The following is a 24,203-nucleotide window of genomic DNA, read 5'->3' as shown; positions in this document are numbered from 1 at the left end:
GCTTAGGCCGAGGGTGCCACGAAGAACGAACCGCTGTCAGCCTTCTCGGAGGACGAGTCGCCCGCGGTCTCGATGTGCTCCGGCGAGAGCAGGAACACCTTGCTCGTCACGCGCTCGATGCGCCCGTTGAGGCCCATCGTGAGGCCGCTCGCGAAGTCGATGAGTCGCTTCGCGTCCGCCTCATTCATGCGCGACACGTTGAGGATCACCGGCACACCCTCGCGGAAGTGCTCCGCGATGACCGTCGCATCGCCGTAGGCGGTCGGGTGCATCGTCAGGATCTCGTTCAGCGGCTGGGCGGCCGGCTGACGCGTCGGCGTGACCCTGCGCAGCGGGGTGACCGACGCGGCACGCTGCGGCGCGGGGCGCGGGGTCTCAGACTTGGGCGCGGCGGAGGACGCGGTCTGCGTCGCTCGCGGAGCTGCTGCCGGCTGCGCCGACTCGGTGCTCTGGGCGTCGAGGTCTTCCTCGGCGAGGCCCAGGAACACCATGGTCTTCTTCAGCGGGTTGCTCATGTTGTCTCCCAACGATGCGGTGATTCGAGGTTACCTGGGCTCCGGGCGTTTTCCGGTGATTGCACTGCCGATCCGCAGGTGTGTCGCGCCTGCGGCGATCGCCTCGCGAAAGTCGTGCGTCATCCCGGCCGAAATAGCGGTGGCAGTGGGGGCGATCGCGCGCACGCGTTCGGAGTAGCCGGCGAGGCGCTCGAACGACGCTGCCGGAGCCTCGTCGAGGGGAGCCACCGCCATGACACCGCGGAGTTGGAGGCCGCTCACCCCGAGCGCGTGCTCGGCGAGGCGCTCGAGGTCCTCCGGCGCCGCGCCGCCTCGGCCGGGGTCCTGCGTCAGATTCACCTGCAGGAACACGTCGAGCTGCTTGCCGGTGCCCGCGATCGCTCCCCCGAGAGCGTCGACGAGCCGCTCGCGATCCACCGAGTGCACGGCGTGCGCGTACTGCGCCGCCTGCTTCGCCTTCTTAGTCTGCAGCTGGCCGACGAAGTGCCAGCGGAGGTCGAGATCCGCGAGAGCGACGCTCTTCTCCTGCGCTTCCTGGTGCCGGTTCTCCCCCATGTCTCGCACGCCGAGACGGGCGAGGTCCTCGACCAGCGAAGCAGGGTGGAACTTGGTGACAACGATCAGCGTGAGGTCGTCGGCGTCACGCCCGGCAGCGCGGCTCGCCGCGGCGACCTCCGCCTGCACGGCGTGCAGCCGAGCTTCGAGCCCCGGTTCCGTGACCGCATCCCCCGTCATCTCGTTACCGCAGGAACTCGGGAATGTCGAGATCGTCGTCATCGTCCCCGTCGAACGCGGGATCGGGGAGCTGGGCTTCCACCGGCGGGTTCAAGACCTCGCCGAACTGCCCGGTCGCGGGGGCCTGGTTCGCCTCGCGATCCTGCGACGCATTGAAACCCGGAAAGCCGAGCCCCGTCGCGGTCGCGGTGGCACCCGCGGTGGTTGCGGCACCGGCAGCAGCGCCGGAACCGGTCGCACGCAGCGAGGAAGACGTGACCTCCTCGAGGCTCTCGACGTGGCTGCCGCGGCGACCGCGCTCGGGCGACTCGATCTGCGCGGCCTGGTCGTCGTCGAAGCCCGCGGCGATGACAGTGACGCGCACCTCATCACCGAGCGTATCGTCGATCACCGTGCCGAAGATGATGTTCGCTTCGGGGTGCACGACGTCCTGAACGAGCGTCGAGGCCTCGTAGATCTCGCTGAGCGCGAGGTTCGAGGAACCCTGGATCGAGAGCAGCACGCCGTGCGCGCCCTCGACGGAGGCCTCGAGAAGCGGCGAAGCGACGGCGAGCTCCGCCGCCTTGATCGCACGGTCGGCCCCTCTCGCGGAGCCGATGCCCATGAGGGCGGCACCCGCCCCCTGCATCACCGATTTCACGTCGGCGAAGTCGAGGTTGATGAGGCCGGGGGTCGTGATGAGGTCGGTGATACCCGAGACGCCCGCGAGAAGCACCTGATCCGCCGCAGCGAAGGCCTCGATCATGCTGATGCCCGGCTCGCTGATGTCGAGCAGGCGATCGTTCGGCACGACGATGAGCGTGTCGACCGCCTCGCGCAGCGTGTGCACGCCGGCGTCGGCCTGGGCGGCACGGCGCTTGCCCTCGAAGCTGAAGGGACGGGTGACGACGCCGATGGTCAGCGCGCCGATCGACTTCGCGATGCGGGCGACCACGGGAGCGGCGCCCGTGCCGGTGCCACCGCCCTCGCCTGCGGTGACGAAGACCATGTCGGCGCCGGCGAGGGCCTCTTCGATCTCTTCCGCGTGATCCTCTGCCGCGCGGCGTCCCACCTCGGGGTCCGCCCCGGCACCGAGGCCTCGCGTGAGCTCACGGCCCACGTCGAGCTTGACGTCGGCGTCGCTGAGCAGCAGCGCCTGAGCATCGGTGTTGACGGCGATGAATTCGACCCCGCGGAGGCCGAGCTCGATCATGCGATTCACGGCGTTGACGCCGCCGCCGCCGACGCCGACAACCTTGATCACCGCAAGGTAGTTCTGGTTCGCTGACACGTGCTTCCTCCGCCCCTAACCTTCAACCTCTACCTAAAGTTAAAAGTTAGTATCGCCGTATACATTTCCTGCGCACCACCGTATGGGCGCGCGCCCATCGATGCAGGCTGACACGCCGCGCGCGCCTCGAAACTTCGCGGCGCGATGCCGCATTGCCACCGCGGCCCTACTGGAATACGGGAGCGGAGAAGGAGGACACGTCGATGCGCGAGATTTCGCGGTCACCGAGAGACGCGAGCATCGACTGCAGCACGACCGCCTTGCGCCGCGTATCCTCCGCGTCGCCCCACAGCACCTCGACGCCACTCGTCAGCGTGAACGTCACGTCCTGCCCGCTGCTCGCGGCAGCCCCCACGACCTGCGCACGCAGCTCAACCGGCATGTCTCGCAGCGCCCGGCTCGCAGAGCGATAGGCGTCGGAGTTCAGATCCGTGAGCGCGCCGCTCCCGAGCGGCACGCCCTCCGGCGGGTTCTTCGCGGTACCGAGCAGCACCCCAGCGGCGTCGTACAACGACACGCGCTTCTTCCCCGCGATCGAGATCACGGGGACGCGCTCCTCGATGCGCACGACCATCGTGTGCGGCGGCACGCGCTCGACGGCATACCGCTGGATCATCGGGAACGGCTCGAGGGCGCGGTGTACTTCGGAATCGTCCACCAGCGCGAGCGGCATTCCGTCGAAACGCGAGAGCGCCGTTTTCAGGTCCGCCTCGCTCACGGCGGCAACGCCTGTAATGCGCACCTCGCGCACCGCCATCAGCGGCGTAAAGGCGCCTGCGGCTACGAAGACCGCGAGACCGACGACCGCCGCTCCGACGATGAGCCAGGCGCGACGCCTGCGGTGCGCGTCGGCGCTGAAGCGACGGCGCTCACGGCGGAACCGCGCCCGACGCATGCGGGCGGCAGCCTTGACCCGCCGCTCTGCAGCGCGCACCGCGTCAAGCTCGGGGCGCGAGCGCCACTTCGCGAGCGCGGCACCTCCTTCGCGACGCTCGAGCGCTCCCGCGCGCCGGGAGTCCGAACGAAACGCCCGCACATCGCTGAGATCGATCGTGGGAGCGGCCTCCGGCGGCACGGGCGCGCTCGGCGCGTCGGCCGGCACGGGCGTGCCCGGCGCGTCGGCCGGCACAGGCGCGCTCGGCGCGTCGGCCGCCTCAGTGCGAGATGCCGTCTCCGAGCCGGGTGCCGCCTCTGCGCGAGCAACTGACTCAGAGCGAAATGCCGCTTCCGATCCGCGCGACACGCGCCGCAGAAGCCGGGCCGCAGCGTCCGAGGCGAACCCGTAACTCTGCTCCCGCGACGACTCGGCGCCGGACCCGGTCGCAGCCCCGTTCCCCGCGTGCGGGTCCGAGGCCCACTCGCGCTCCGGCTCCCGGCTCGGCTCCGGCTCTCGGTCGAAGCCGCTGGGGCGTTTCACCGTTCCTCGAGGGCTGCCCCGGGCGCCGCGGGCGCCGCCCCGGGCGCCGATCCGCCAGCCTCCCCGAACCGAGCACCCAGTGCCTCGACGACCTGCGGGATGATGCGGTACACCGTGCCGCAGCTCATCGTGACCATGACGTCGCCGGGCCGCGCGATCCGAGCGAGGTACTCCGCTGCGTCGCTCCACTCGGGCACGTAGGCCACCCGCTCGGGGTCGGCGAAGTCATCAGCGACGAGCGCGCCGGTCACCTCGGGTACCGGATCCTCGCGCGCGCCGTCGACCGCGAGCACGACCGTGAGGTCGGCGCCCCGCTCGAGCACCTCCGCGAACTCGCGATGGAACAGGCGCGTCCGGCTGTACAGGTGCGGCTGATGAATCGCGATGAGGCGCCCCTCCCCGACCACTGCCCGCGCCGAGTCGAGCAGCGCCGCCACCTCGGTCGGGTGGTGCGCATAGTCGTCGTACACGCGCACGCCCCCGATCTCGGCGTGGAACTCGAAACGCCGCTTCGTGCCGCCGAACTCCGCGATCGCGTCGAGCGCCGCGCCGGCCTCGAAGCCGAGCCCCGTGAGCACCGCAAGCGCGCCCACCGCGTTGACCGCGTTGTGCCGGCCGTACACCGACAGCTGCGACTCGTACCGCGATCCGTCGATCTCGACCGCGAAACGCACGGGCCCCGAGTCGTCAACCGAGAGGATGCGCACGTCGGCCCCCTCGGCGAAACCGAAGGTGCGGATCGCGGCCGCCGTCCCCTGCGTCTGCAAGGCCTCGAGCACCTCGAGCGCACCGGGGTCGTCTCCCGAGATCACGACCTGCTCGCGGGCCCCGCTCGCGAAGTCGACGAACGCCTGCATGAAGGCCTCGCGTGAGCCGTAGAAGTCGAGGTGCTCCGGGTCGACGTTGGTGATGAGGGCGACGGCGGTGTCGTAGAGGAGGAACGACTTGTCCGACTCGTCGGCCTCGATGACGAAGAGATCGTCGCTGCCCGGCCCCGAGCTGACGCCGAGCGACTCGATGATGCCGCCGTTCACGAACGAGGGATCTGCACCGAGCCCGAGGAGCCCCGTCACGAGCATGCCCGTCGACGTCGTCTTACCGTGCGCACCCGCGACCGACACCACGCGCTTGCCGCGGGCGAGCCACGCGAGCGCCTGCGAGCGGTGCAGCACGGGAAGCCCTTGCGCGAGCGCGCGCTGGTATTCGGGGTTGTCGGTCCACAGCGCGCCCGTGACGACGAGGGTGTCGGCGTCGCCGACGTTCGCGGCGTCGTGGCCGATGTGCACCGGGATCCCGAGCTTCTCGAGCGCCTCGGTCGAGTAGTTCGCGCTGCGGTCGGAACCGGTGACGCGCACGCCCGCCTGGTGCATCATGCGCGCGATGCCGCTCATCCCCGAGCCGCCGATGCCGACGAAGTGGACGTTCCCGAGGTCGTCGGGGATCTCCAGCTCGAGATCGGGGTAGATCATGGCGCCTCCTCAGCACGACTGCACGAATGCATGATTGCGCGATTGCACGAATCGAGAGTCCAGCGTATCGCGCCCCACGGCGCGTCTCCCGGAGGCTAGCTGCGAGCCGCCCCGAGGGCCTCTCGCACCAGGGCGAGGAGCCGCTCAGTGCCGTCGAGCATGCCGGCGCGCCGGGCGCGATCCGCCATCGCCGCAAGCCGCTCGTCGTCCGTGATGAGCGGGATCAGCTCGCCGCGCACCCACTCGGGCGTGAGCTCGACGTCTTCAACGAGCAGTGCGCCGCCCGCCTCGACGACCCCGGCGGCGTTGAAGCGCTGCTCGCCGTTGCCGACGGCATAGGGCACGAGCACCGCGGGCACGCCGAGGCCCGCGAGCTCGCTCACGGTGGTCGAGCCGGCGCGGGAGACGGCGAGGTCGCAAGCCGCGAACGCGAGGTCCATGCGGTCGCAGTACGGGATCACGACGTAGCCTTCGACGCTCGGATCCTCGAGTTCGGTGAGCCCGCCCCAGACGTGGAGCACCTGAACGTCGGCGTCGACGATCTCGCGGGCCGAGCCCGAGATACCGCGGTTGAGCGCGCGCGCACCGAGCGAGCCGCCGGTCACGAGGAGCGTGCGCTTCTCGGGGTCGAGGCCGAAGTGAGCCCGCGCCTCGGCGCGCACCGCGGCGCGGTCGAGGCCCGCGATCTCGGGGCGCAGCGGCATGCCCGTGACCCGCGCGCCCGCGATCGGCGTGCCCGCGAAGGTGACGCCGACGTACGGCGTGCTGCGCGCGCCGAGCCGGTTCGCCATTCCCGGCTTCGCGTTCGCCTCGTGAATGACCGACGGCACGCCCTCGCGCGCGGCCGCCTGATAGGCGGGCGCCGCCGCGTAGCCGCCGAAGCCGACCACGACGTCGATGCGCCGCTCGCGGATCAGCGCGCGCACCTGCGCGACCGCGCGGCGGAAGCGCGCCGGGAAGCGAAGCGCGGCCAGGTTCGGACGGCGCGGGAACGGGAGCCGCTCGATGTGCACGAGCTCGTAGCCGCGCTCCGGCACGAGCCGCGCCTCGAGACCCTCGCGGGTGCCGAGCACGACGATCTCGGCGTCGGGCTCCTCGAGCCGAATCAGGTCGGCGAGAGCGAGCAGCGGGTTCACGTGGCCGGCGGTGCCGCCGCCCGCGAGCAGGTAATGGGTCATCGCGTCGCGATCTCCTCTTCGTACTTCGCCGTGTCGCGCGCAATCGAAATCACGACGCCGATGGCGATGAGGCACGCGATGAGCGCGGTGCCTCCCGAACTGATGAGCGGCAGCGGCACGCCGAGTACGGGGAGAACCCCCACGACGACGCCGATGTTCACGAACGCCTGACCCACGATCCACACCAGGATGCCGCCGACCACCGCGCGCCCGAAGCGATCGCGGGCACGGGTGATGAGCTTCAGCATCACGACCGTGAGCACGACGAAGAGCGCGATCACGAGGAGCGCCCCGATCAGCCCGAGCTCCTCGCCGATGATCGCGAAGATGTAGTCGTTGTCGGCGGCGGGCAGCCACGACCACTTCGCCTTCGAGTTGCCGAGGCCGACGCCGAAGAGGCCGCCGCCCGCGAGCGCCCAGAGACCGTGCGTCGCCTGCCAGTCGATGCCGCTGTAGTCGTTCGTGCCGCCCGCGTGGCTCAGCAGACGCTGCATGCGGTTCGGGCTCGAGATGACGAAGAACGCGACGGCGAGAGCGCCGCCGAGCGCGGTCACCCCGAGTGTCTTCCAGCTCAGGCCCCCGAAGAACATCGCCCCGAAGACGATGGCGGCCATGATGAGCACGGTGCCCAGGTCGCGACCGAGCAGCACGACGCCGAGCGCGATGATCGCCCCCGGAATCACCACAGGGATGAGCTCGTGGCGCATCTGCCCGAGGAGCGGCTCCTTGCGCTGCAGCACCGTACCCACCCAGACGACGAGGGCAAGCTTGAGCGCCTCGGAGGGCTGCGCCGTGAAGCTGCCGATCTGCAGCCAGTTGCGGTTTCCGTAGACCTCGACGCCGAGCGGCGTGAACACCAGGAGCTGCAGCGCGATACCGAGGCCGAGCAGCGGCCAGGCGAATCGCTTCCAGAAGCCCAGCGGCATCGCGGCGGCGGCGAGCATGAGCGGAATGCCCACGATCGCGAAGATCATCTGGCGCCAGAACCCGCCGAAGAAGCCCTCGTCGGCGAGATACGACGTGATCGACGACGCCGAGAGCACCATGATGAGGCCGAAGCCGACGAGCAGGAAGGTGATGGTGTAGAGCGCGACGACGGTGCGGTCGGAGCCCGCGCGGAGCATGCCGCCGAGACGGATGATCGCCTGGACCGGCGCCCGCCCCCCGTGCGCCTGCTCGCCCGTGCCCGCGGCCATCATTCCAGCTCTCGTACAGCCGCCTGGAAGTGGCGACCGCGATCCGCATAACTCTCGAACTGATCCATCGACGCTGCCGCCGGCGACAGCAGCACCGTGTCGCCGGGCTGCCCGATCTCGAGCGCGCGCGCGACGGCCTCCGCCATCACCGCGTCGCCGCTAACGGCGCCCTCGTCCCCCTCACTCGCGATCTCGACGACCGGGCGCTCGCCCAGGTGCGCGCGAAGCGCCGCGACCACGGGCTCTCGATCCACGCCGATCACGATCGCGCCACGGATGCGGATCGCGTGCTCGCGCACGAGCTCAGCGATATCGACGCCCTTGAGCAGTCCCCCGACGATCCACACCACATCCTGCATCGCGCGGAGCGACGCGTCCGCGGCGTGCGCGTTCGTGGCCTTCGAGTCGTCGATCCAGCGGAGCCCCCGTGCCTCTCCGAGCTGCTGCGCTCGGTGGGGGTCGGGGACGAAGCTCAGGATCGCGCCGGCGATTTCACCCGGCTCGACCCCCCGCGACCGCGCGAGAGCGCTCGCGGCGAGGATGTTCTGCACCATGTGCGGTGCGGCAAGACCGCGCTCGGCGAGCTCCGCCAGCGTCACCAGCTCGAACGCCTCGTCGCGCCGCGCCGCGTGGAAGCCACGGTCGACGAGAATACCTTCGACGACGCCGAAGCCACTCGGTGGCGGGGTATCGATCCCGAAACTGATGGCCCGAGCCCCCTCGACGACGTCGGCCTCCTCGACCATGCGCTCGGTCTCGGCGTCGGCGCGGTTGTAGACGCAGGCGACCTGCGTGTGCTCGTAGACCTTCGCCTTCGCGGCCCAGTACCCCTCGCGCCCGCCGTGCCAGTCGAGGTGGTCGTCCGCGAAGTTGAGGCACGCGCTGGCGTAGGGCGAGATCTCGCCGAGGCGATCGAGCTGGAAACTCGACAGCTCGACGACGATCGCGTCGTAGCCCTGCGGATCCCGGAGCGCGTCGAGGATCGGGGTGCCGATGTTGCCCGCGGGCGTCACGCGCAGCCCGCCCGCGGCGAGCATGTGCGCCGTCAGCTGCGTCGTCGTGGTCTTGCCGTTGGTGCCGGTGATGCAGATCCAGTCGGCGATGCGCGGCGTCTTGTCACGCAGCCGCCAGCCCAGCTCGATATCGCCCCACACGGTCACGCCGTGCTCGGCCGCCCAGGTCGTGAGCGGATGATCGGGGCGGTACCCGGGCGAAACGACGACCAGCTCCGGCTCGAACGCCGCGAGATCCGCGAGCTGCGCCGCGTCGTCAGCGTCCACGAACCGCTCAGCGCCGATAACCTCGAGCAGTCGTTCGCGGTCCGGATCGGGGGCGCCGTAAATGACCCGCACGCGGGAGCCCAGCTCCACGAGGGTGTCCGCGACCGAGAAGCCCGTGACACCGAGCCCGAGCACGGCGACGCGCAGGCCGCTCCAGTCGTGGTGCCAGCTCGACAGGGCCGCGACTCGCGCACTCGCTTCCATGGCACCGTTCACGTCGTTCCCTCTCACGATTGCTGCAGCAGCCATTCACCGTAGAACGCACCGACGCCGACGATGACGAAGAGCGCGGCGATGATCCAGAACCTCACGACGACCGTCACTTCCGCCCAGCCCTTGAGCTCGAAGTGGTGGTGGATCGGGCTCATCAGGAAGATGCGCTTGCCGTGCGTCACCTTGAAGTAGAGGCGCTGCAGGATGACCGAACCCGTCTCGATGATGAACAGGCCTCCGATGAGCACGAGGAGCACCTCGGTACGCGTCAGGATCGCGAGCGCGGCGATCGCGCCGCCGATCCCCATCGATCCCGTGTCGCCCATGAAGATGTGCGCGGGGTTCGTGTTCCACCACAGGAAGCCGCCGACGCCCCCGAGGAACGCCGCCGCGATGACCGCGAGATCCATCGGGTCGCGCACCACGTAGCAGCCGGCCTCGGCGCCCGTGGAGACGCAGCTCTGCGCCGACTGCCAGAAGCCGATGACGAGGTATGCGCCGAATGCGAAGATGGCGGATCCGGCAGCGAGCCCGTCGAGGCCGTCCGTGACGTTGACGGCGTTCGTCGTCGCCGTCACGATGACCATCACCCAGATGACCACGAGGCCGACGCCGATGATCGGGCCGAGCGCCATGAAGTCGAACGGGAGGTCGCGGAAGATCGAGATGCGGGTCGACACCGGCGTGATCCCGGAGGCGTTCGCGAACTGCAGACCGAGCAGGGCGAACGAGACCGCGATGATCACCTGGCCGACGATCTTCGCCCAGCCGCCGAGGCCCGCCGACTGCTGCTGGCGCGTTTTCATGAAGTCGTCGATGAAACCGACGAGTCCCGCGCCCACCGCCATCAGGATGACGAGCAGCGCCGAGGGTGACGGCTGCTCCCCCATGATGAGCTTGCCGACGAAGTAGGCGATGACGGAACCCGAGAGGAAGATGAGCCCGCCCATGGTGGGCGTGCCCCGCTTCACCTCGTGCTCCTTGGGGCCGTCGACGCGAATCGGCTGCCCCCAGCGCAGGCGGTTGAAGCCGCGCACGAAGAGCGGAGTGAGCAGGAGCGAGTACAGCAGCGAGAAGCCGCCCGCGATCAGCAGCGCGATCATGCGAACGCCTCCCCGAGCCGATCGCCGAGTCGCTGCAGGCCGGCCGCGTTCGAGGACTTCACGAGCACCGTGTCATCCGCGCGGAGCGTCTCAGTGAGGTAGGCGTAGGCCTCATCCTGCGTGGAGAAGAACACGCTCTCCCCGTCCCACGCGCCCTCGTTGATCGCGCTGATGTGCAGCTGCCGCGCCTCGTCGCCCACGACGACGAGCTGAGAGATGCGCAGACGCACGGCCAGCAGCCCGATCCGCATGTGCTCCTCGATCGAGTACTCACCGAGCTCGCTCATCGCACCGAGCACCGCCACCGAGCGCCCCTCGGGCTTGCGGATCTGCGCGAGCGTGCGGAGCGCCGCGCTCATGGAGTCGGGGCTGGCGTTGTACGCATCGTTGATGATGGTGATGCCGTCGCGCCCGCCGAGCACCTCCATGCGACCGGGGGCCGCGAGCGCCGCCGCCTCGAGCGACTCCACGATCACGGGCAGCGCGAGGCCGAGCTCGAGCCCGACCGTCGCCGCCGCGAGCGCGTTCATCACGTGGTGCTCGCCGAGCACGCGGAAGCGCACGGGCGCCGACGCGCCGTCGGCGTGCAGCGTGAAGCGGGTACCGTCGGCGGAGGACTCGATGTCGGACGCCCAGACGTCCGAGTCGTCGCCGAGGCCGAACCACCGCACGCGTGCGCGGGTCATCTCCGCCATCTTCGCGACGCGCGGATCGTCCCGGTTCAGCACGGCGACCGCGCTCTCGGGGAGATCGCGCACCATCTCGCTCTTCGTGCGGAAGGTCGTCTCGATGCCGCCGAACTCACCCGCGTGGGCGAGTCCCACCGTGAGCACCACGCCGATGTGCGGGGGCGCCATGGCGGTGAGGCGCGCGATCTCGCCCTCGGCGCTCGCGCCCATCTCGGCGACGAGCGTGCGCGTGCCGGAGTCGACGCGCAGCATCGTCAGCGGCCCGCCGACCTCGTTATTGAAGGACTTCGCAGAGGCCACGGTCGAGCCCACGCGCTCCGCCATCGCCTGCACGAGGTTCTTCGTCGTCGTCTTGCCGTTCGACCCGGTGATCCCGACGATCGTGAGGCCCCCGGCCTCGCGCACGCGGCGCACCACCTCGGTCGCGAGCGCGCCCAGGGCGACCGTGCTATCGGCGACGACGATCTGCGGCACGCGCGCGTCGACCTCGTGCTCGACGACGAGAAGCGCCGCTCCCGCCTCGACGGCCTGCGGCACGAAGCGGTGCCCGTCCGTCTCCTCGCCGCGGCGGGCGAAGAAGATCTGGCCCGGCGCGAGCTCGCGGGAGTCCGTCTGCGACTCACCGCTCACCACGGTGCCGGTGCCGGCGCCCAGCTCTCCGGCGACGAGACGGCCGTTCACGGCGGTCTCGATCTCGGCGAGTGTCAGTTCAATCACGAAAGCAATCCTGCCTCGCGGAGCGCGCCGCGTACTTCGTCACGCGCCGAATACGGAATGAACGTTCCGGCGACTTCTTGGTGGTCCTCGTGTCCCGGACCGGCATACAGAATAACGTCCCCCGGCTCCGCGAGCGAAACCGCGAGCCGCACGGCGGTGCGGGGGTCGCCCTCCTCGATGACACGGGCGTGGCGGGCGGATCGCGCGCCGGCCAGCAGCTGCGCGCGGATCGCCTCGGGGGGCTCGGAGCGCGGGTGGTAGTCGCAGATGATCACGGTGTCGGCACCGGCCGCGGCGATCCGCCCCATACCCTCGCGCTTCGTCTGGTCGCGGTCGCCGTCGGCACCGAACATGAAGATGATCTTGCCCGGCGCGACCTCGCCGAGAGCGTCGAGCATCGCCTCGAAGGCCCCGGGCGTGTGCCCGTAGTCGACGAAGAAGCGCGGGCCGTCGCTGCCGCGCTCGGTGATCTCCTCGAGCCGCCCGGGAATGAAGACCGGGATCCGTCCGCGATCGAGCCCGGCCTCGACCTGCGAGATCGGAATGCCGGCCTCGTGGAGCATGATGAGCGCGAGGGCAGCGTTTTCGGCCATGAAGCGACCGAACACCGGGACCGAGCCGCGGAAGTGCGCGCCGCCCGGGCCTTGCAGCACGAACGACACCCCGTCGAGGTTCTGCCGCGTCACTGCGAGGTGCCAGTCGGCGTCCTGACCGTACTCGGTCGCGAGGCGCGTCACGGGAATCCGCGACTCGCGCGCGATCCGCTGCCCCCAGGGCGAGTCGACCACGACGACGCCGCGCGCAGCGTGCTCGGGAGCGAAGAGCGCGAGCTTCGCCGCGAAGTAGGTCTCGAGGTCGCCGAACTCGTCGAGGTGGTCCTGCGAGAAGTTATTGAACGCGACGACGTCGAAGTGCACGCCGTCGAGCCGGTGCCGCACGACCGCCTGCGCCGAGACCTCGAGCGCGACGCCGTCGACGCCCACCTCGGCCATGCGCGCGAGGAGCCCGTGCAATTCGGAGGCCTCGGGGCTCGTGAGGTTCGAGACGATCACCTCGTCGCCGATCCGCCGCTCCGCTGTCGAGCTGAGGCCGGGCGTGAGGCCCGCGGCCCGCATGAGCTCCGCGATGAGGTAGACGACGCTCGTCTTGCCGTTCGTACCCGTCACGCCGAGCTTCTTCGCCGCGTACTCCTCCGTGCGGAACACGGCCGCCGAGACGTCGCCCAGAATCTCTCGCGGGTGCTGGCGCGAGATGAGCACCGGCTCGGACACTCCGGCGGCTCGTGCGCGATCGCTGCCCTCGGCATCCGTGAGGATCGCGACGGCGCCGAGCGCCACCGCCTGGGCCGCGAAGTCCGCGCCGTGCCGCTTGGCCCCGGGCATGCCGACGTACAGGTCACCGGGGCGCACGTCGCGCGAATCGAGCGTGATGCCTGAAACAGCGAGACCGGCGGGGTCGCCAGCGACGTCGAGCTCGAAGCGGTCGATGATCGCGCCCAGCGGGACCGGATCAGGGTGCTGCGGGCGGATGCTGCGGGCGTCTCCGGTACTCACGGGTATGTGCCTCCTGGCGCGTCGGTCAATACTCGGTGGGGAGCGGCGTGAAGTCGCCCGTTGACGGCGGAATATGGAACGTGCGGATCGTCGCCTCTGCAGCGTCGCGGAATGCTTGCAGCGACGCGAGGCTGCCGTCTCCCGCCGATGGGAACGCCACCGATGCTACCGCGACGAACTGGGGATCGTCGGCGGGGAAGATGCCCGCAAACGAGTGGACGTAGTCGGTGCGGTAGAGGCCGGTGTCGGGGTTCACCTGCTCCGCGGTGCCCGTCTTACCCGCGATGCGGTAGCCGGGGATCGCCAGGCGATCCGCGAACCAGCCCTCCGTAGTGACGGTCTCGAGGATCGCCATCACGTCGTCCGCCGTGGACTTCTTGATCGCTTTCTGGGATTTGCCATGCTTCATGGTCTGCTTCTCGCCATCCGAAGAGACGCAGTCCTTCACGAGCGACGGCGGGATGCGGACGCCGCCGTTCGCGATGGTCTGATACACGCCCGCGGTCTGCACGATCGTCGACGATAGACCCTGGCCGAACATCGTGTTGTACGAGGTCTGGCGGTCCCAGTCCTTCGGCGCGTACAGCAGGCCGGAATCCTCGACGGGCATGCCCGCGTGCGTCTCCTCGCCGATGCCGAATTTCCGCAGGTAGTCGTAGCGCACGTCTTCGCTGAGCTGATTGCCGAGCATCGACGTTCCGACGTTCGAGGATTGCGTGAGGATCCCCGCGAGTGTCCAGGGGATCTCGGGATGCGGGAAGGCGTCTCCGAAGCGCACGCCTTCCTCGGGCTCCAGGTAGTCGGGGGTGAGATTCTGCGACAGCGGCGTCGCGACGCCCTGGTCGATGAGCGCCGACGCGGTGATCGACTTGAAGGTCGACCCCGGTTCGTAGGGCGCCGTGAATGAGCGCGCCTCACGCTTCGTCGGATCCGAGGCATCGACGTCGTTCGGATCCACCGAGCCGTCTTCGGCCACCGCGACGAGCTCACCGGTCTTCACGTTCTGGATGACGAGGAGTCCCCACTCGGCCGCGACGGACTGCACCTGCTTATTGATGGCCTGCTGCGCTTCCCACTGCAGATCCCGGTCGATCGTCAGCTCGACCGTGCCGCCGTCCTGCACCTTGCGCGTGACCACGACGCTGCCCGGAAGCGGCACTCCGTCCTCGCTGCGCTCATAGGTCTCGGTGCCGTCCACGCCCGTGAGGCACTCGTTCTGGGAGAGCTCGATGCCGGCCTGCGGCACATCGTCGGCACCCGCGAACCCGACGATGTTTCCTCCGACCGCGCCGTTCGGGTAGGTGCGCTTGTGCTGGCTCTCGAACGTGAGCCACGGAATCTCCAGCGCCTTGAGCTGGTTCAGCTGGGTGAGATCGATCGAGCGCTTGACGTATGCGAAGTCCGATTTCGGATTGTCGGCGAGCGCATCGTCGACGATCTTCTGGATCTCGTTCGCTTTCTGCCCGGTGATCTCGCCGATCTCCGCGAACGCCTGCTGGGCGGTCACCTCCACGGTGCCCACGCCGCGCTCGGTATCCGCTCGATAGAAGACGCCCTTGTTGAGCTTCGTATTCTTCGGAGAGAGCTGAACGTCGTAGCGCTCGTCGGTCGTCGCGAGCACCTCTCCGTTGCGATCGACGATGTCGCCGCGCACGCTCGGAATCGCAACGGGAACGGCTCGCTTGTCCTTCGCCTCATCGTTCAGCGCGGCGGCTGACACCACCTGCACGTCGACCAGGCGGGCCATGAAGACGAATGACGCGAGGATGATCACGAGGAGCGCAATCGCCCGACGCAGCGAGGGTCCGCGCAATCGCAGCATCAGTTACTCCCCTTGTTCGACCGCTCCACCACTTCGGCAGCTCTTCAGCACCGCGGATCCGCTAGTGGGTGTCAGGTGCTGGCAGCTTGCCAGTCCACCGTACCGGCGGATCGATCTTGTCGGGCTGAACGGCCGCGGCCTGTCCGGCGACCCGCGGTACCAGGAGTCCCTGGGCGTCCACGACCGGCATGCTTTCGAGCGTGGCGTTCGGGATCAGGTTGCCGCTCGCCTCGGTCGTCTCCGAGTCGAGGGCGCCGAGCACTGCGCCGTCGCTGAGGCGCAGCGTGGCGGGCCGCGAGTTCTGCACCATCCCGAGCGCGGCGGCGTTCTCTGCGAGGTTCTGGGGGGATGCGAGCTTGTCGACATTCTGCGAGAGCACGCGCTCCACGCGGCTGAGATCGCGCTGCCGGATCTCGAGCGCGCGCGATTCGTAAGCACCCTGCGAGATCGCGATGCTGAGCCCGAGCTGCACCGCGAAGATCATGAGGATGATCGCGACGCCCACCATTGCGATCGCGAGCGGGCTGCGCTTCGGGTGCGCTTTCCCCGCGGGCGTCGCGACGGGGCGCAGGTGACGCTCCCCCGGCCGCCCAGTGGGCAGCGGCGCGGCGCCCAGGTGAGCGCCCGCGCGAGCAGCGGCAGAATGCGTGTCAATCGGAACCGTCGCGCTCATCGCACATCCCTCACTCGTTCTGCGGCGCGGAGCCGCACCGGGATCGCTCGCGGGTTGCGAGCGCGTTCTGCATCGTCTGCGAGTTCCGCGCCGCGGGTGAGCAGGCGGAATTCGGGCCGGTGTTCGGGGAGCTCGACCGGGAGCCCGGCGGGAGCGGTCGAGGCGGATCGGCGCGCGAACTCGCGCTTCACGAAGCGGTCCTCAAGCGATTGGTACGACATCACGACCGCGCGCCCGCCGAGGCGCAGCAGGTCGAGGGCCGCGGGAATCGCCCGCTCAAGCACCGCGAGTTCTCCGTTCACCTCGATGCGGAGCGCCTGGAACACGCGCTTCGCCGGGTGCCGCTGGTCTCGAACTGCCGCCGGCGTCGCCGCCTGCAGCACATCGACGAGCTGGCCGCTCCGGGTGATCGGGGCCTCGGCACGCGCCGCGACAATCGCTCGCGCGTATCGGCCGGCGAGCGGCTCCTCGCCGTAGCGTTCGAAGATGGCCCGCAGTCGACCCTCGGGCGCCTGCGCGATCACATCGGCCGCGGTCTCGCCACGGCTCTGGTCCATCCGCATGTCGAGCGGCGCGTCCTGCGCATACGCGAAGCCGCGATCCGCCTCGTCGAGCTGCAGCGACGAGACGCCGAGATCGAAGAGCACGCCGTCGATGCCGTCGAACCCGCAGCCGCGCACCGCGTCGGCGATCTCGTCGTAGACGGCGTGCACGGGCCGAGCGCGCTCACCGAAGCGGGCCAGTCGCGATCCCGCGAGCGCAAGCGCCTCGGTGTCGCGGTCGAGACCGATCACCGTGAGGTCGGGGAAGCGCTCGAGCATGGCCTCGGTGTGCCCGCCCATGCCGAGCGTGGCGTCGACGATGACCGGCGCGGGTCTGCCCGGCCCGGCCTCGGCCACGGGGGCCAGGAGCTCGATGCAGCGCTGGAGCAGCACCGGAACGTGTAGCTCGCTCGGATCGCGTGAGGTGTCGTGGTTCATGGGAGCACCGGGCTAAAACAGGCCCGGGATCACCTCCTCCTCGATCTCGGAGAACGCGGCTTCCTGCGCCGCGAGGTACGTCTGCCACGCCTCGAGATCCCAGATCTCGGCGCGAGCACCGGTGCCGATCACCGCGACTTCGCGGTCGAGGCCGGCGTAGGTGCGGAGATTCTGCGGAATCGTGACCCGGCTCTGCTTGTCGGGGGTCTCGGGGTGGGCACCCGACAGGAACACGCGCAGGTAGTCGCGCGCCTGCTTCGAGGCGAGGGGGGCGGATCGCACCTTGTCGTGCATCACCGCGAACTCTGCCTCGCTGAAGACGTAGAGGCACCGCTCCTGCCCGCGGGTGATAACGAGGCCTTCTGCGAGCTCATCGCGGAACTTGGCGGGGAGGATCAGCCGGCCCTTGTCGTCGAGGCGCGGCGTGAAGGTACCCAGGAGCACGGGTTCTCCTTCCGCCGGTCGTCTTGAGGCGCCAGTTTACTCCACTTTCCTCCACTCATTGCCACTTCCGCTCCAAAATATTCCCCGCGGCGTGGCGAGTCACGAAATTCCACGCCTTTTCTTGAGCAGGGATCGGTTCGCGGCGGGAGCGTCGCGTGCGGCCATTTCGCGAAATCTCGCGAAATTCCGGCCCGTGCACGCGCAATGCAGGCGTGAATGACGCCCCGGGGAGGAAAGTGGAGGCGCTCAGGGGAGGAAAGTGGGGCGGGGAGCCGCGCGCGCACGAAAAAGGCGCCGGACCGAAGTCCGACGCCTGCGATCCGCCGCCCGCTGCGTGAGCCCGAGCGCTGCAGTCTCAGTTAGCGATCGTCGCCCATACGCTCGTCCCAGCGGCGCTCCATGCGCTCGCTGAACGACTCCTTCGCCGGCTTGGCCGATCCGCCGCCGGACTGGGCCGATGTGATGTCTTCCACCGTGAGCGTCTCCGACGAACGTCGCGACAGCATGAGCATGACGCCGCCGAGCATCACGGCGAAGCCGATGAGACCGAGCCACAGTTGCTGCGCGGCAACTCCGCCGATGAGTACGCCGATACCGAGAATGACGACCACAATCCCGAGCACCAGCGAGCGATAATTCAATCGTCGATGCTGCGAAGACCCCGCCTGCATGACGTCGGCTTCGCTCTGGTAAAAGCCGCGCTCCATCTCGTCAAGCAGCCGCTGCTCGTGTTCTGACAGCGCCATGACGACCCTCCCGGCTCGGTGAAAACTTGGTACCCACCAGTGTACGGCGCTCACCCGTGAGTAGGCTAGGCGCGTGGAAGAAACGACGCTACTCGCAGGCCTCGTCCAGGAGCGAATCAACGACGTGCTTGCACAGCATCGTGAGGAGCTCGCGGGTCTGGGCTCGGACGCCGAGGCGCTGATTGACGAGGCCGAGCGCTTCCTCTCCGGGGGCAAGCGCTTTCGCGCACAGTTCGCCGTGCTCGGCTTCCGCTCGGTACGCGGCCTCGATCTCGAGGTCGACGCAGGCCGCGGCGAGCCGACACGCGACTTCACCGCTGCGCTCGACGCCGCCTGCGCGCTCGAGCTCTTTCACGCGGCGGCCCTGATCCACGACGACATCATCGACCGCTCCGACACCCGCCGCGGACGGCCAGCATCGCATCGCGTCTTCGCGGGCGCGCACTCCTCGGGCGGCTGGTCGGGCGACGCGGAGCACTTCGGTGTCTCCGGGGCGATTCTGCTCGGCGACGTGCTGCAGTCATGGGCCGACGAGCTGATGCAGTCGGCGTGCGCCTCTGCGTCGAGCCCGGCCGCGGCGGAGCGGGCCCGCGCGCACTTCAACCGCATGCGCAGCGAGGTGGCGCTCGGCCAGTATCTCGACGTGCTCGAGGAGCAGCAGCCGACCTTCGCCGAGCACGACCTGCAGCTCGAGCGCTCGACCCGGATCCTCGTCTACAAGTCCGCGAAGTACAGCGTCGAGGCGCCCCTGCTCATCGGCGCCTCGCTCGCGGGAGCCGACGAGGCGCAGGAGCAAGCGATGTCGGAGTTCGGGCTGCCGATCGGCGTGGCATTCCAGCTCCGTGACGACCAGCTCGGCGTGTTCGGCGACGCGGAGGTCACCGGCAAGCCCGCGGGCGACGATCTCATCGAGGGCAAGCGCACCGTACTCGTCACACTCGCCCGCGAGAACCTCCCGGCGACGCAGCGGCGCATCTTCGACGGCATGCTGGGCGAGCAGCTCGACGCGGGGCAGGTCGAGATGCTGCAGCGCACGATTCGCGAGAGCGGAGCGGTCGAGCGCGTCGAAGAGATGATCACCCGCAACGTCGAGCGCGCACTCGCGTCACTCGCGGGCGCACCGGTGCGGCACGATGCAAGCGAAGCACTCGCGCAGCTGGCGGATCGCGCGGCCCGCCGCGACTTCTAGATCCTGAGCAGCGCTCTCACTCGAACGCGAGAGGCTGTACCCCTCAGGCGCTCTCGCTAGAACGCGAGAGGCTGTACCCCTCAGGCGCTCTGGCTAGAACGCGAGAGCTTGCGTCGCGCGGCGCACCGCGCTCTTGCGCCCCGCCTGCAACGAGTCGATCGGGCGTTCCCCGAGCTCCTCGTTCTCGCTCAGCAGCCAGATCACTGCTTCCTCCTGGGAGAAGCCGGCGTCCTGCAGCACGAGGAGCGTGCCCCGCAGCGGTGGGAGCGGCTCGTCTCCCTGCAAGAACTCCGCAGGCACCTGCACGATTCCGTCGATCCGCACCGATGCGAGATGGCGATCCTCGATGAGCCGATGCAGTCGGCCGGGGGTGACCCCGAGCCGTTCGACCAGATCCGGGATGCGCAGCATCGGGGTCGTCGCGAGCGGATTGTTCGGAGGGGTGTTCTCTGCCACGCCTCTACTGTGCCAGCGCCCTGTCAGGAGCGCAATCTGCACGCCGACAGAGCGTCGACACTCGGCGATCTGCAGAGGCGGCCTGCGCAATCCGCGCGAGTGCGGCGCGCATGCCCGAATCCGCCAGTAATTCTCCGTACACTCGTCGGGTGACCTCCGTCCCCACCGACCCGCTCATCGGGCAGACGCTCGACGAGCGCTACGCGATCCGCTCCCGCATCGCTCGGGGCGGCATGGCGATGGTCTATCTCGCGACGGATCTGCGCCTCGAGCGCCGGGTCGCGGTGAAAGTGATGCACGAGCATCTTGCGGAGGATGCGAACTTCACGCGAAGATTCGAGCAGGAGGCCCGCAGCGCCGCCCGGCTCTCGCATCCGAACCTCGTCAACGTCTACGACCAGGGACACGATCTCGGTCGCACCTACCTCATCATGGAGTACCTGCCGAGCATCACGCTCCGGGACCTCCTGAAGAAGCAGCGGCGCCTCACCGCCGAGGAGACGATCGAGATCAGCACGGCGATCCTCTCGGGGCTGGCGGCAGCGCACTCGGCCGGCATCGTGCACCGCGACCTGAAGCCCGAGAACGTGATGCTGGCTGACGACGGCCGCATCAAGCTCGGCGACTTCGGCCTCGCTCGCGCCGTCTCCGCAAACACGACGACCGGCCAGGCGCTCCTCGGAACGATTGCGTACCTCTCCCCCGAGCTCGTCACCCGCGGGGTCGCGGATGCGCGGAGCGATCTCTACGCGTTCGGCATCATGCTCTACGAGATGCTCACGGGCTCCCAGCCCTTCACGGGCGAGCAGCCCCTGCAGATCGCCTACCAGCACGCGCACGCCGAGGTGCCGAGGCCGTCGCTTGAAAGCCCCGAGGTGAGCCCGGCGTTCGACGAGCTCGTGCTGTGGTTGACGCAGCGCGACCCTGAGGCACGCCCAGCAGATGCCGCTGAGGCACTCGAAGCGCTGCGAGCGGTCGAGCGCGACGAGATTCCCTCGGGCGCGACCCGGGTGCTCCCCCAGGTGGGTTCCGACACCACCGCGACACCGGCGACGACCGTGCTCGACCCGGCCCAGCAGTGGGGCCTCGCAGCCGGTGACTCCGAAACGACCGTCTCCCCCTCTCTCGAAGCCGAATCTGCGCAGGCCGCACCCGTAACACCGATCGACCGAGCGGCAGAGTCGGCCGAGCGCCGCCTTCGACGGGGGCGGATCGCGGCCATCGTCGCCACCCTCGCCGTTATCGCCGCGGGTGGCGCAGGTTGGTGGTTCGGCCAGGGCCCGGGTTCGCGAGTGACGATTCCGGAGGTTGCGGGTCTTGCCATGGCGGATGCCCAGGTCGTCCTGGAAGATCACTCCCTCGCGGTCTCCACGACCGAGTGCCCGAGCCTCGAGGTGGAAGCCGGCTTGGCCTCGGAGACGACTCCGGAGACCGGCACCCGAGTGAATCGCGGCAGCGCCGTTGAGCTGTGCCAGTCCACGGGTCCGAAGCTGCTGCCGGTGCCGACGCTTGTCGGCCTCGACCTCGACGAAGCGAAAGAGGCAGTCGAGTCGGCCGGCTTCACCGTGGGTGATACCGAGATGCGCTTCGGAGACGACCCGGCAGATCAGGTCATTGCCGCCGTCAATCCCGACGGTGACGCGCTCGGCGACACCTACGCCGAGCAGGCGCCCATCTCTCTCATCGCCTCGGCCGGCGAGGTTCCCAAGGTGCGCGGCAAGTCGTTCGACGCAGCGACGAAGCTGTTGAAGCGCGCGGGCCTCGAGGTCGAGCCCGAGCCCTCCGACACGGTTTTCGAGAGTGAAGTACGGCGGGGGCACGCGATCTCGGTCGTCACCCCCGATGGGCCGCTGCGCACGGGCGATACGGTATCGCTTCGCGCTTCGGCGGGAGCGGTTCCGGATGTCGCGGGCCTCCCCGAGGCCGAGGCATCGGACAAGCTCGTCGACGCGGGATTGACGGTCGACCCCGAGCTGCGCCAAGAAGCATTCGACGATTCAGCGAAGAAGGGCGCCGTCATCGCTCTGCTTCCACAGACCGACCCGCTGCGCCCCGGAGACCCTGTCGGCTTGCAGGTGTCGCTCGGTCCCGAGCTCTTCCCGGTGCCGGATGTGGCCGGTATGGGCCTGCAGGAGGCGATGGACGCGCTGAGCGCAGCCGGTTTCACTCCGACGACCCTGGTTCCTGACAAGCTGCGCGAGTTCGCGAAGGCGACCAAGACCGATCCCGCCGCCGGCGAGGAAGTGCCTGCCGGCACCGAGATCCAGGTCCGCAGCACGATCTCGCTCTGACGCCGGGCTGAGCAATCAGGAAAGCTTCTTGAGCTCCTCAGCGACCTGGAACGCCAGCTCGAGCGACTGCATGTGATTCAGGCGCGGGTCGCAGAGCGACTCGTACCGCGTCGCGAGCGTCTCCTCGTCGATGTTCTCCGAGCCGCCGAGGCACTCGGTGACGTCGTCGCCCGTGAGCTCGATGTGGATGCCACCGGGGAACGTGCCCACCTCGCGGTGCGCCTCGAAGAAACCGCGCAGCTCGTCCATGACGTCATCGAAGCGGCGGGTCTTGTAGCCGGTCGCCGTCGTCATGCCGTTGCCGTGCATCGGGTCCGTGACCCAGAGCGGCGTCGCACCCGCGTCGCGCACCCCGGCGAGCAGGCCGGGCAGCACGTCGCGGATCTTGCCCGCGCCCATGCGCGTAATGAAGGTGAGGCGGCCGGGCTCGCGTTCCGGGTCGAGCTTGTCGATCAGGCGCAGCGCGTCGTCGACCGAAGCGGTCGGTCCGAGCTTGACCCCGATCGGGTTGCGCACGTGCGACAGGAACTCGACGTGCGCGCCGTCGAGGTCACGAGTGCGCTCCCCGATCCACAGCATGTGGCCCGAGGTGTCGTACAGGCTGCCGGTGCGCGAGTCGACGCGGGTGAGCGGGCGCTCGTAGTCGAGCAGCAGGGCCTCGTGACTGACATAGAACTCGGTCTGCGTCAGCGCGGCGTTGTCGACGCCGCAGGCCGCCATGAAACGCAGCGCCCGGTCGATTTCCGCAGCGAGCGATTCGTAGCGCTGGTTCGCGGGGTTCGACACGAAGCCCTGGTTCCAGGCGTGCACCTGGCGGAGGTCGGCGAAGCCGCCCTGCGTGAAGGCGCGGATGAGGTTCAGCGTCGAGGCCGAGACGTGGTACCCGCGCACGAGCCGCTCGGGATCCGCTGTGCGCGAGGCCTCGGTGAAGTCGTAGCCGTTCACCAGGTCGCCGCGGTACGCCGGGAGCGTGATGCCCTCGCGGGTCTCCTCGTTGCTCGAGCGCGGCTTCGCGAACTGCCCGGCCATGCGCCCGACCTTGATCACGGGCATGGAAGCTCCGTACGTCAGCACGACTGCCATCTGCAGCAGCGTCTTCACGCGGTCGCGGATCTTGTCGGCGGTTGCGGCGGCAAACGTCTCGGCGCAGTCGCCGCCCTGCAGCAGGAACGCCTCGCCCCGTGCCGCCGCCGCGAGACGCGTGCGCAGCTGGTCGGCTTCGCCGGCGAACACCAGTGGGGGCTGCGAAGCGAGGTCGCGCGACGCGCTCTGCAGTGCTTCGGGATCGGGCCAGACCGGCTGCTGCTTGGCCTCGAGCGCCTGATAGGCGTCGAGCTCCGCGAACGCTCGTTCGGCAGCAGTCTCGTGAATCTGGGTAGTCATGGCGATCCTTGTGCGATAGAGATGGTGCGAGTAATGACGCACGCGGCGGTGCCGCGACGCCCATGTCAGCCTACTGCCTCGCGGCCTTCAGGGAGGACACGCCCGAGGAGCCGCGAGGCAGGGACTCCCCCGTGAATTCAGCGGGTTCGGACGCTCGATGCGTAGACGTCGACATACGTCTGGCCGCTGAGCTTCTGAATTTCCAACATGATCTCGTCGGTGACACTCCGCAGCACGAAACGGTCAGCGCTCATCCCGGCGAAGCGGCTGAAATCGAGTGGCTTTCCGATGACCGTGCCGATCCTGCGGATCTTCGGAATCTTCGCCCCGATCGGCATCGCCTTCTCCGTATCGATCATCACGACGGGAACGACGAGTGCGCCCGACTCGACGACGAGCCGCGCCACGCCCGTGCGCCCGCGGTAGAGGCGAGCATCGGGGCTCCGGGTGCCCTCCGGGTAGATCCCGAGCACGTCGCCGCGGTCGAGCACCGCGAGCCCGGTGTTGAGCGACGCCTCCGATGCCTTACCGCCCGAGCGGTCGATCGGCAGCTGGCCCACCGCGAGCATGAACGTCTTCACGAGCCAGCCCTTGAGGCCCTTCCCCGTGAAGTAGTCGCTCTTCGCGAGGAAGTACACGCGCCGGTCGATCATGAGCGGCATGAAGAACGAATCAACGACCGAGAGGTGGTTTCCGACGATGATGACGGGTCCCGATGCCGGCATGTTCTCGGCGCCCTCCACCCACGGGCGATAGATCGTCTTCAAGAACGGCCCGATGATCAGGTGTTTAAAAATCCAGTAGAGCAATGCTCGCGGTTTCCTCTCGACGGTCACCAGAATAGCCGAGCGAATCGGCCAGCGCGGTATGGGTCGTGGCCACCG

21 protein-coding genes are annotated in these 24,203 nt (G+C 69.1%); 2 read left to right on the top strand and 19 right to left on the bottom strand.

Annotated elements, in window-relative coordinates; all coding sequences use genetic code 11:
• Positions 1-2: 2 nt before the first annotated feature.
• From WFH00_RS03375 to WFH00_RS03300, 16 genes are all read right to left on the bottom strand, one after another.
• Positions 3-515 (bottom strand): cell division protein SepF, encoded by a 513-nt coding sequence (locus tag WFH00_RS03375; protein ID WP_336659216.1) that lies wholly within the window; start codon positions 513-515, stop codon positions 3-5.
• 30 nt (positions 516-545) lie between these two features.
• Positions 546-1,250: a YggS family pyridoxal phosphate-dependent enzyme gene (locus tag WFH00_RS03370; protein ID WP_336659215.1), complete on the bottom strand. Its 705-nt coding sequence runs from the start codon at positions 1,248-1,250 to the stop codon at positions 546-548.
• Positions 1,251-1,254: 4 nt separating this feature from the next.
• A complete protein-coding gene (gene ftsZ, locus WFH00_RS03365) occupies positions 1,255-2,520 on the bottom strand; it encodes a cell division protein FtsZ (protein WP_336659214.1) in 1,266 nt (421 codons plus the stop codon).
• 166 nt (positions 2,521-2,686) lie between these two features.
• Positions 2,687-3,937: a cell division protein FtsQ/DivIB gene (locus WFH00_RS03360; protein WP_336659213.1), complete on the bottom strand. Its 1,251-nt coding sequence runs from the start codon at positions 3,935-3,937 to the stop codon at positions 2,687-2,689.
• Complete coding sequence (murC, locus tag WFH00_RS03355; protein ID WP_336659212.1) at positions 3,934-5,406, bottom strand: UDP-N-acetylmuramate--L-alanine ligase; 1,473 nt, start codon at positions 5,404-5,406, stop codon at positions 3,934-3,936. Before murC ends, WFH00_RS03360 begins: the two co-directional genes overlap by 4 nt.
• Positions 5,407-5,501: 95 nt before the next feature.
• A complete protein-coding gene (locus WFH00_RS03350; protein ID WP_336659211.1) occupies positions 5,502-6,584 on the bottom strand; it encodes a UDP-N-acetylglucosamine--N-acetylmuramyl-(pentapeptide) pyrophosphoryl-undecaprenol N-acetylglucosamine transferase in 1,083 nt (360 codons plus the stop codon).
• Positions 6,581-7,783, bottom strand: a complete 1,203-nt coding sequence (gene ftsW / locus WFH00_RS03345) for a putative lipid II flippase FtsW (RefSeq protein WP_336659210.1) — start codon at positions 7,781-7,783, stop codon at positions 6,581-6,583. The genes WFH00_RS03350 and ftsW overlap by 4 nt, the downstream gene beginning before the upstream one ends.
• Positions 7,780-9,309: a UDP-N-acetylmuramoyl-L-alanine--D-glutamate ligase gene (gene murD / locus WFH00_RS03340; protein WP_336659208.1), complete on the bottom strand. Its 1,530-nt coding sequence runs from the start codon at positions 9,307-9,309 to the stop codon at positions 7,780-7,782. The genes ftsW and murD overlap by 4 nt, the downstream gene beginning before the upstream one ends.
• The gene (gene mraY, locus WFH00_RS03335) at positions 9,288-10,376 is read right to left on the bottom strand and encodes a phospho-N-acetylmuramoyl-pentapeptide-transferase (RefSeq protein WP_336659207.1); all 1,089 of its coding nucleotides are present in this window, start codon (positions 10,374-10,376) and stop codon (positions 9,288-9,290) included. Before mraY ends, murD begins: the two co-directional genes overlap by 22 nt.
• Positions 10,373-11,782, bottom strand: coding sequence for a UDP-N-acetylmuramoyl-tripeptide--D-alanyl-D-alanine ligase (locus WFH00_RS03330; protein WP_336659205.1), 1,410 nt, complete (start codon positions 11,780-11,782; stop codon positions 10,373-10,375). Before WFH00_RS03330 ends, mraY begins: the two co-directional genes overlap by 4 nt.
• On the bottom strand, positions 11,779-13,335 hold the full coding sequence (locus tag WFH00_RS03325) for a Mur ligase family protein (RefSeq protein ID WP_336659204.1): 1,557 nt from the start codon (positions 13,333-13,335) through the stop codon (positions 11,779-11,781). Before WFH00_RS03325 ends, WFH00_RS03330 begins: the two co-directional genes overlap by 4 nt.
• Positions 13,336-13,360: 25 nt before the next feature.
• A complete protein-coding gene (locus tag WFH00_RS03320) occupies positions 13,361-15,157 on the bottom strand; it encodes a peptidoglycan D,D-transpeptidase FtsI family protein (RefSeq protein ID WP_336659203.1) in 1,797 nt (598 codons plus the stop codon).
• 61 nt (positions 15,158-15,218) lie between these two features.
• Positions 15,219-15,830, bottom strand: coding sequence for a hypothetical protein (locus WFH00_RS03315; protein ID WP_336659202.1), 612 nt, complete (start codon positions 15,828-15,830; stop codon positions 15,219-15,221).
• On the bottom strand, positions 15,827-16,810 hold the full coding sequence (gene rsmH / locus WFH00_RS03310) for a 16S rRNA (cytosine(1402)-N(4))-methyltransferase RsmH (protein WP_336659201.1): 984 nt from the start codon (positions 16,808-16,810) through the stop codon (positions 15,827-15,829). Before rsmH ends, WFH00_RS03315 begins: the two co-directional genes overlap by 4 nt.
• Before the next feature lie 12 nt (positions 16,811-16,822).
• Positions 16,823-17,254 (bottom strand): division/cell wall cluster transcriptional repressor MraZ, encoded by a 432-nt coding sequence (gene mraZ, locus WFH00_RS03305; RefSeq protein WP_336659200.1) that lies wholly within the window; start codon positions 17,252-17,254, stop codon positions 16,823-16,825.
• Positions 17,255-17,613: 359 nt separating this feature from the next.
• On the bottom strand, positions 17,614-18,000 hold the full coding sequence (locus WFH00_RS03300; RefSeq protein WP_336659199.1) for a DUF3040 domain-containing protein: 387 nt from the start codon (positions 17,998-18,000) through the stop codon (positions 17,614-17,616).
• A 73-nt stretch (positions 18,001-18,073) separates the two neighbouring features.
• Here WFH00_RS03300 and WFH00_RS03295 point away from each other — a divergent pair, with 73 nt between their 5' ends.
• On the top strand, positions 18,074-19,189 hold the full coding sequence (locus tag WFH00_RS03295; RefSeq protein ID WP_336659198.1) for a polyprenyl synthetase family protein: 1,116 nt from the start codon (positions 18,074-18,076) through the stop codon (positions 19,187-19,189).
• A gap of 93 nt (positions 19,190-19,282) precedes the next feature.
• Here WFH00_RS03295 and WFH00_RS03290 read toward each other — a convergent pair whose 3' ends face one another.
• The gene (locus tag WFH00_RS03290) at positions 19,283-19,645 is read right to left on the bottom strand and encodes an Rv2175c family DNA-binding protein (protein WP_442918777.1); all 363 of its coding nucleotides are present in this window, start codon (positions 19,643-19,645) and stop codon (positions 19,283-19,285) included.
• A gap of 149 nt (positions 19,646-19,794) precedes the next feature.
• On the opposite strand from WFH00_RS03290, the gene pknB reads away from it, so the two are divergent.
• On the top strand, positions 19,795-21,936 hold the full coding sequence (gene pknB, locus WFH00_RS03285) for a Stk1 family PASTA domain-containing Ser/Thr kinase (RefSeq protein ID WP_336659197.1): 2,142 nt from the start codon (positions 19,795-19,797) through the stop codon (positions 21,934-21,936).
• 15 nt (positions 21,937-21,951) lie between these two features.
• On the opposite strand, the gene WFH00_RS03280 is transcribed toward pknB, so the two are convergent.
• A complete protein-coding gene (locus WFH00_RS03280) occupies positions 21,952-23,319 on the bottom strand; it encodes a class II 3-deoxy-7-phosphoheptulonate synthase (RefSeq protein ID WP_336659195.1) in 1,368 nt (455 codons plus the stop codon).
• Between the two features lie 137 nt (positions 23,320-23,456).
• Positions 23,457-24,128 carry a lysophospholipid acyltransferase family protein gene (locus WFH00_RS03275; RefSeq protein ID WP_336659723.1) on the bottom strand — a complete coding sequence of 224 codons (672 nt, stop codon included), beginning with the start codon at positions 24,126-24,128 and terminating at the stop codon, positions 23,457-23,459.
• Between the last annotated feature and the right edge of the window lie 75 nt (positions 24,129-24,203).

It is taken from the genome of Leucobacter sp. USHLN153, assembly GCF_037145615.1.
Lineage (GTDB): Bacteria > Actinomycetota > Actinomycetes > Actinomycetales > Microbacteriaceae > Leucobacter.
The sequence above is the reverse complement of the archived record's forward strand: the minus strand, read 5'-3'. Positions and strand labels throughout refer to the sequence as shown.

What these genes read in the sequence shown, in the direction of transcription:
- WFH00_RS03375 (WP_336659216.1), bottom strand. Translation starts at nt 515, where the DNA reads ATGAGCAACCCGCTGAAGAAGACCATGGTGTTCCTGGGCCTCGCCGAG.
- WFH00_RS03370 (WP_336659215.1), bottom strand. Translation starts at nt 1,250, where the DNA reads ATGACGGGGGATGCGGTCACGGAACCGGGGCTCGAAGCTCGGCTGCAC.
- murC (WP_336659212.1), bottom strand. Translation starts at nt 5,406, where the DNA reads ATGATCTACCCCGATCTCGAGCTGGAGATCCCCGACGACCTCGGGAAC.
- WFH00_RS03350 (WP_336659211.1), bottom strand. Translation starts at nt 6,584, where the DNA reads ATGACCCATTACCTGCTCGCGGGCGGCGGCACCGCCGGCCACGTGAAC.
- ftsW (WP_336659210.1), bottom strand. Translation starts at nt 7,783, where the DNA reads ATGATGGCCGCGGGCACGGGCGAGCAGGCGCACGGGGGGCGGGCGCCG.
- murD (WP_336659208.1), bottom strand. Translation starts at nt 9,309, where the DNA reads ATGGCTGCTGCAGCAATCGTGAGAGGGAACGACGTGAACGGTGCCATG.
- mraY (WP_336659207.1), bottom strand. Translation starts at nt 10,376, where the DNA reads ATGATCGCGCTGCTGATCGCGGGCGGCTTCTCGCTGCTGTACTCGCTC.
- WFH00_RS03320 (WP_336659203.1), bottom strand. Translation starts at nt 15,157, where the DNA reads ATGCTGCGATTGCGCGGACCCTCGCTGCGTCGGGCGATTGCGCTCCTC.
- WFH00_RS03315 (WP_336659202.1), bottom strand. Translation starts at nt 15,830, where the DNA reads ATGAGCGCGACGGTTCCGATTGACACGCATTCTGCCGCTGCTCGCGCG.
- rsmH (WP_336659201.1), bottom strand. Translation starts at nt 16,810, where the DNA reads ATGAACCACGACACCTCACGCGATCCGAGCGAGCTACACGTTCCGGTG.
- WFH00_RS03300 (WP_336659199.1), bottom strand. Translation starts at nt 18,000, where the DNA reads ATGGCGCTGTCAGAACACGAGCAGCGGCTGCTTGACGAGATGGAGCGC.
- WFH00_RS03280 (WP_336659195.1), bottom strand. Translation starts at nt 23,319, where the DNA reads ATGACTACCCAGATTCACGAGACTGCTGCCGAACGAGCGTTCGCGGAG.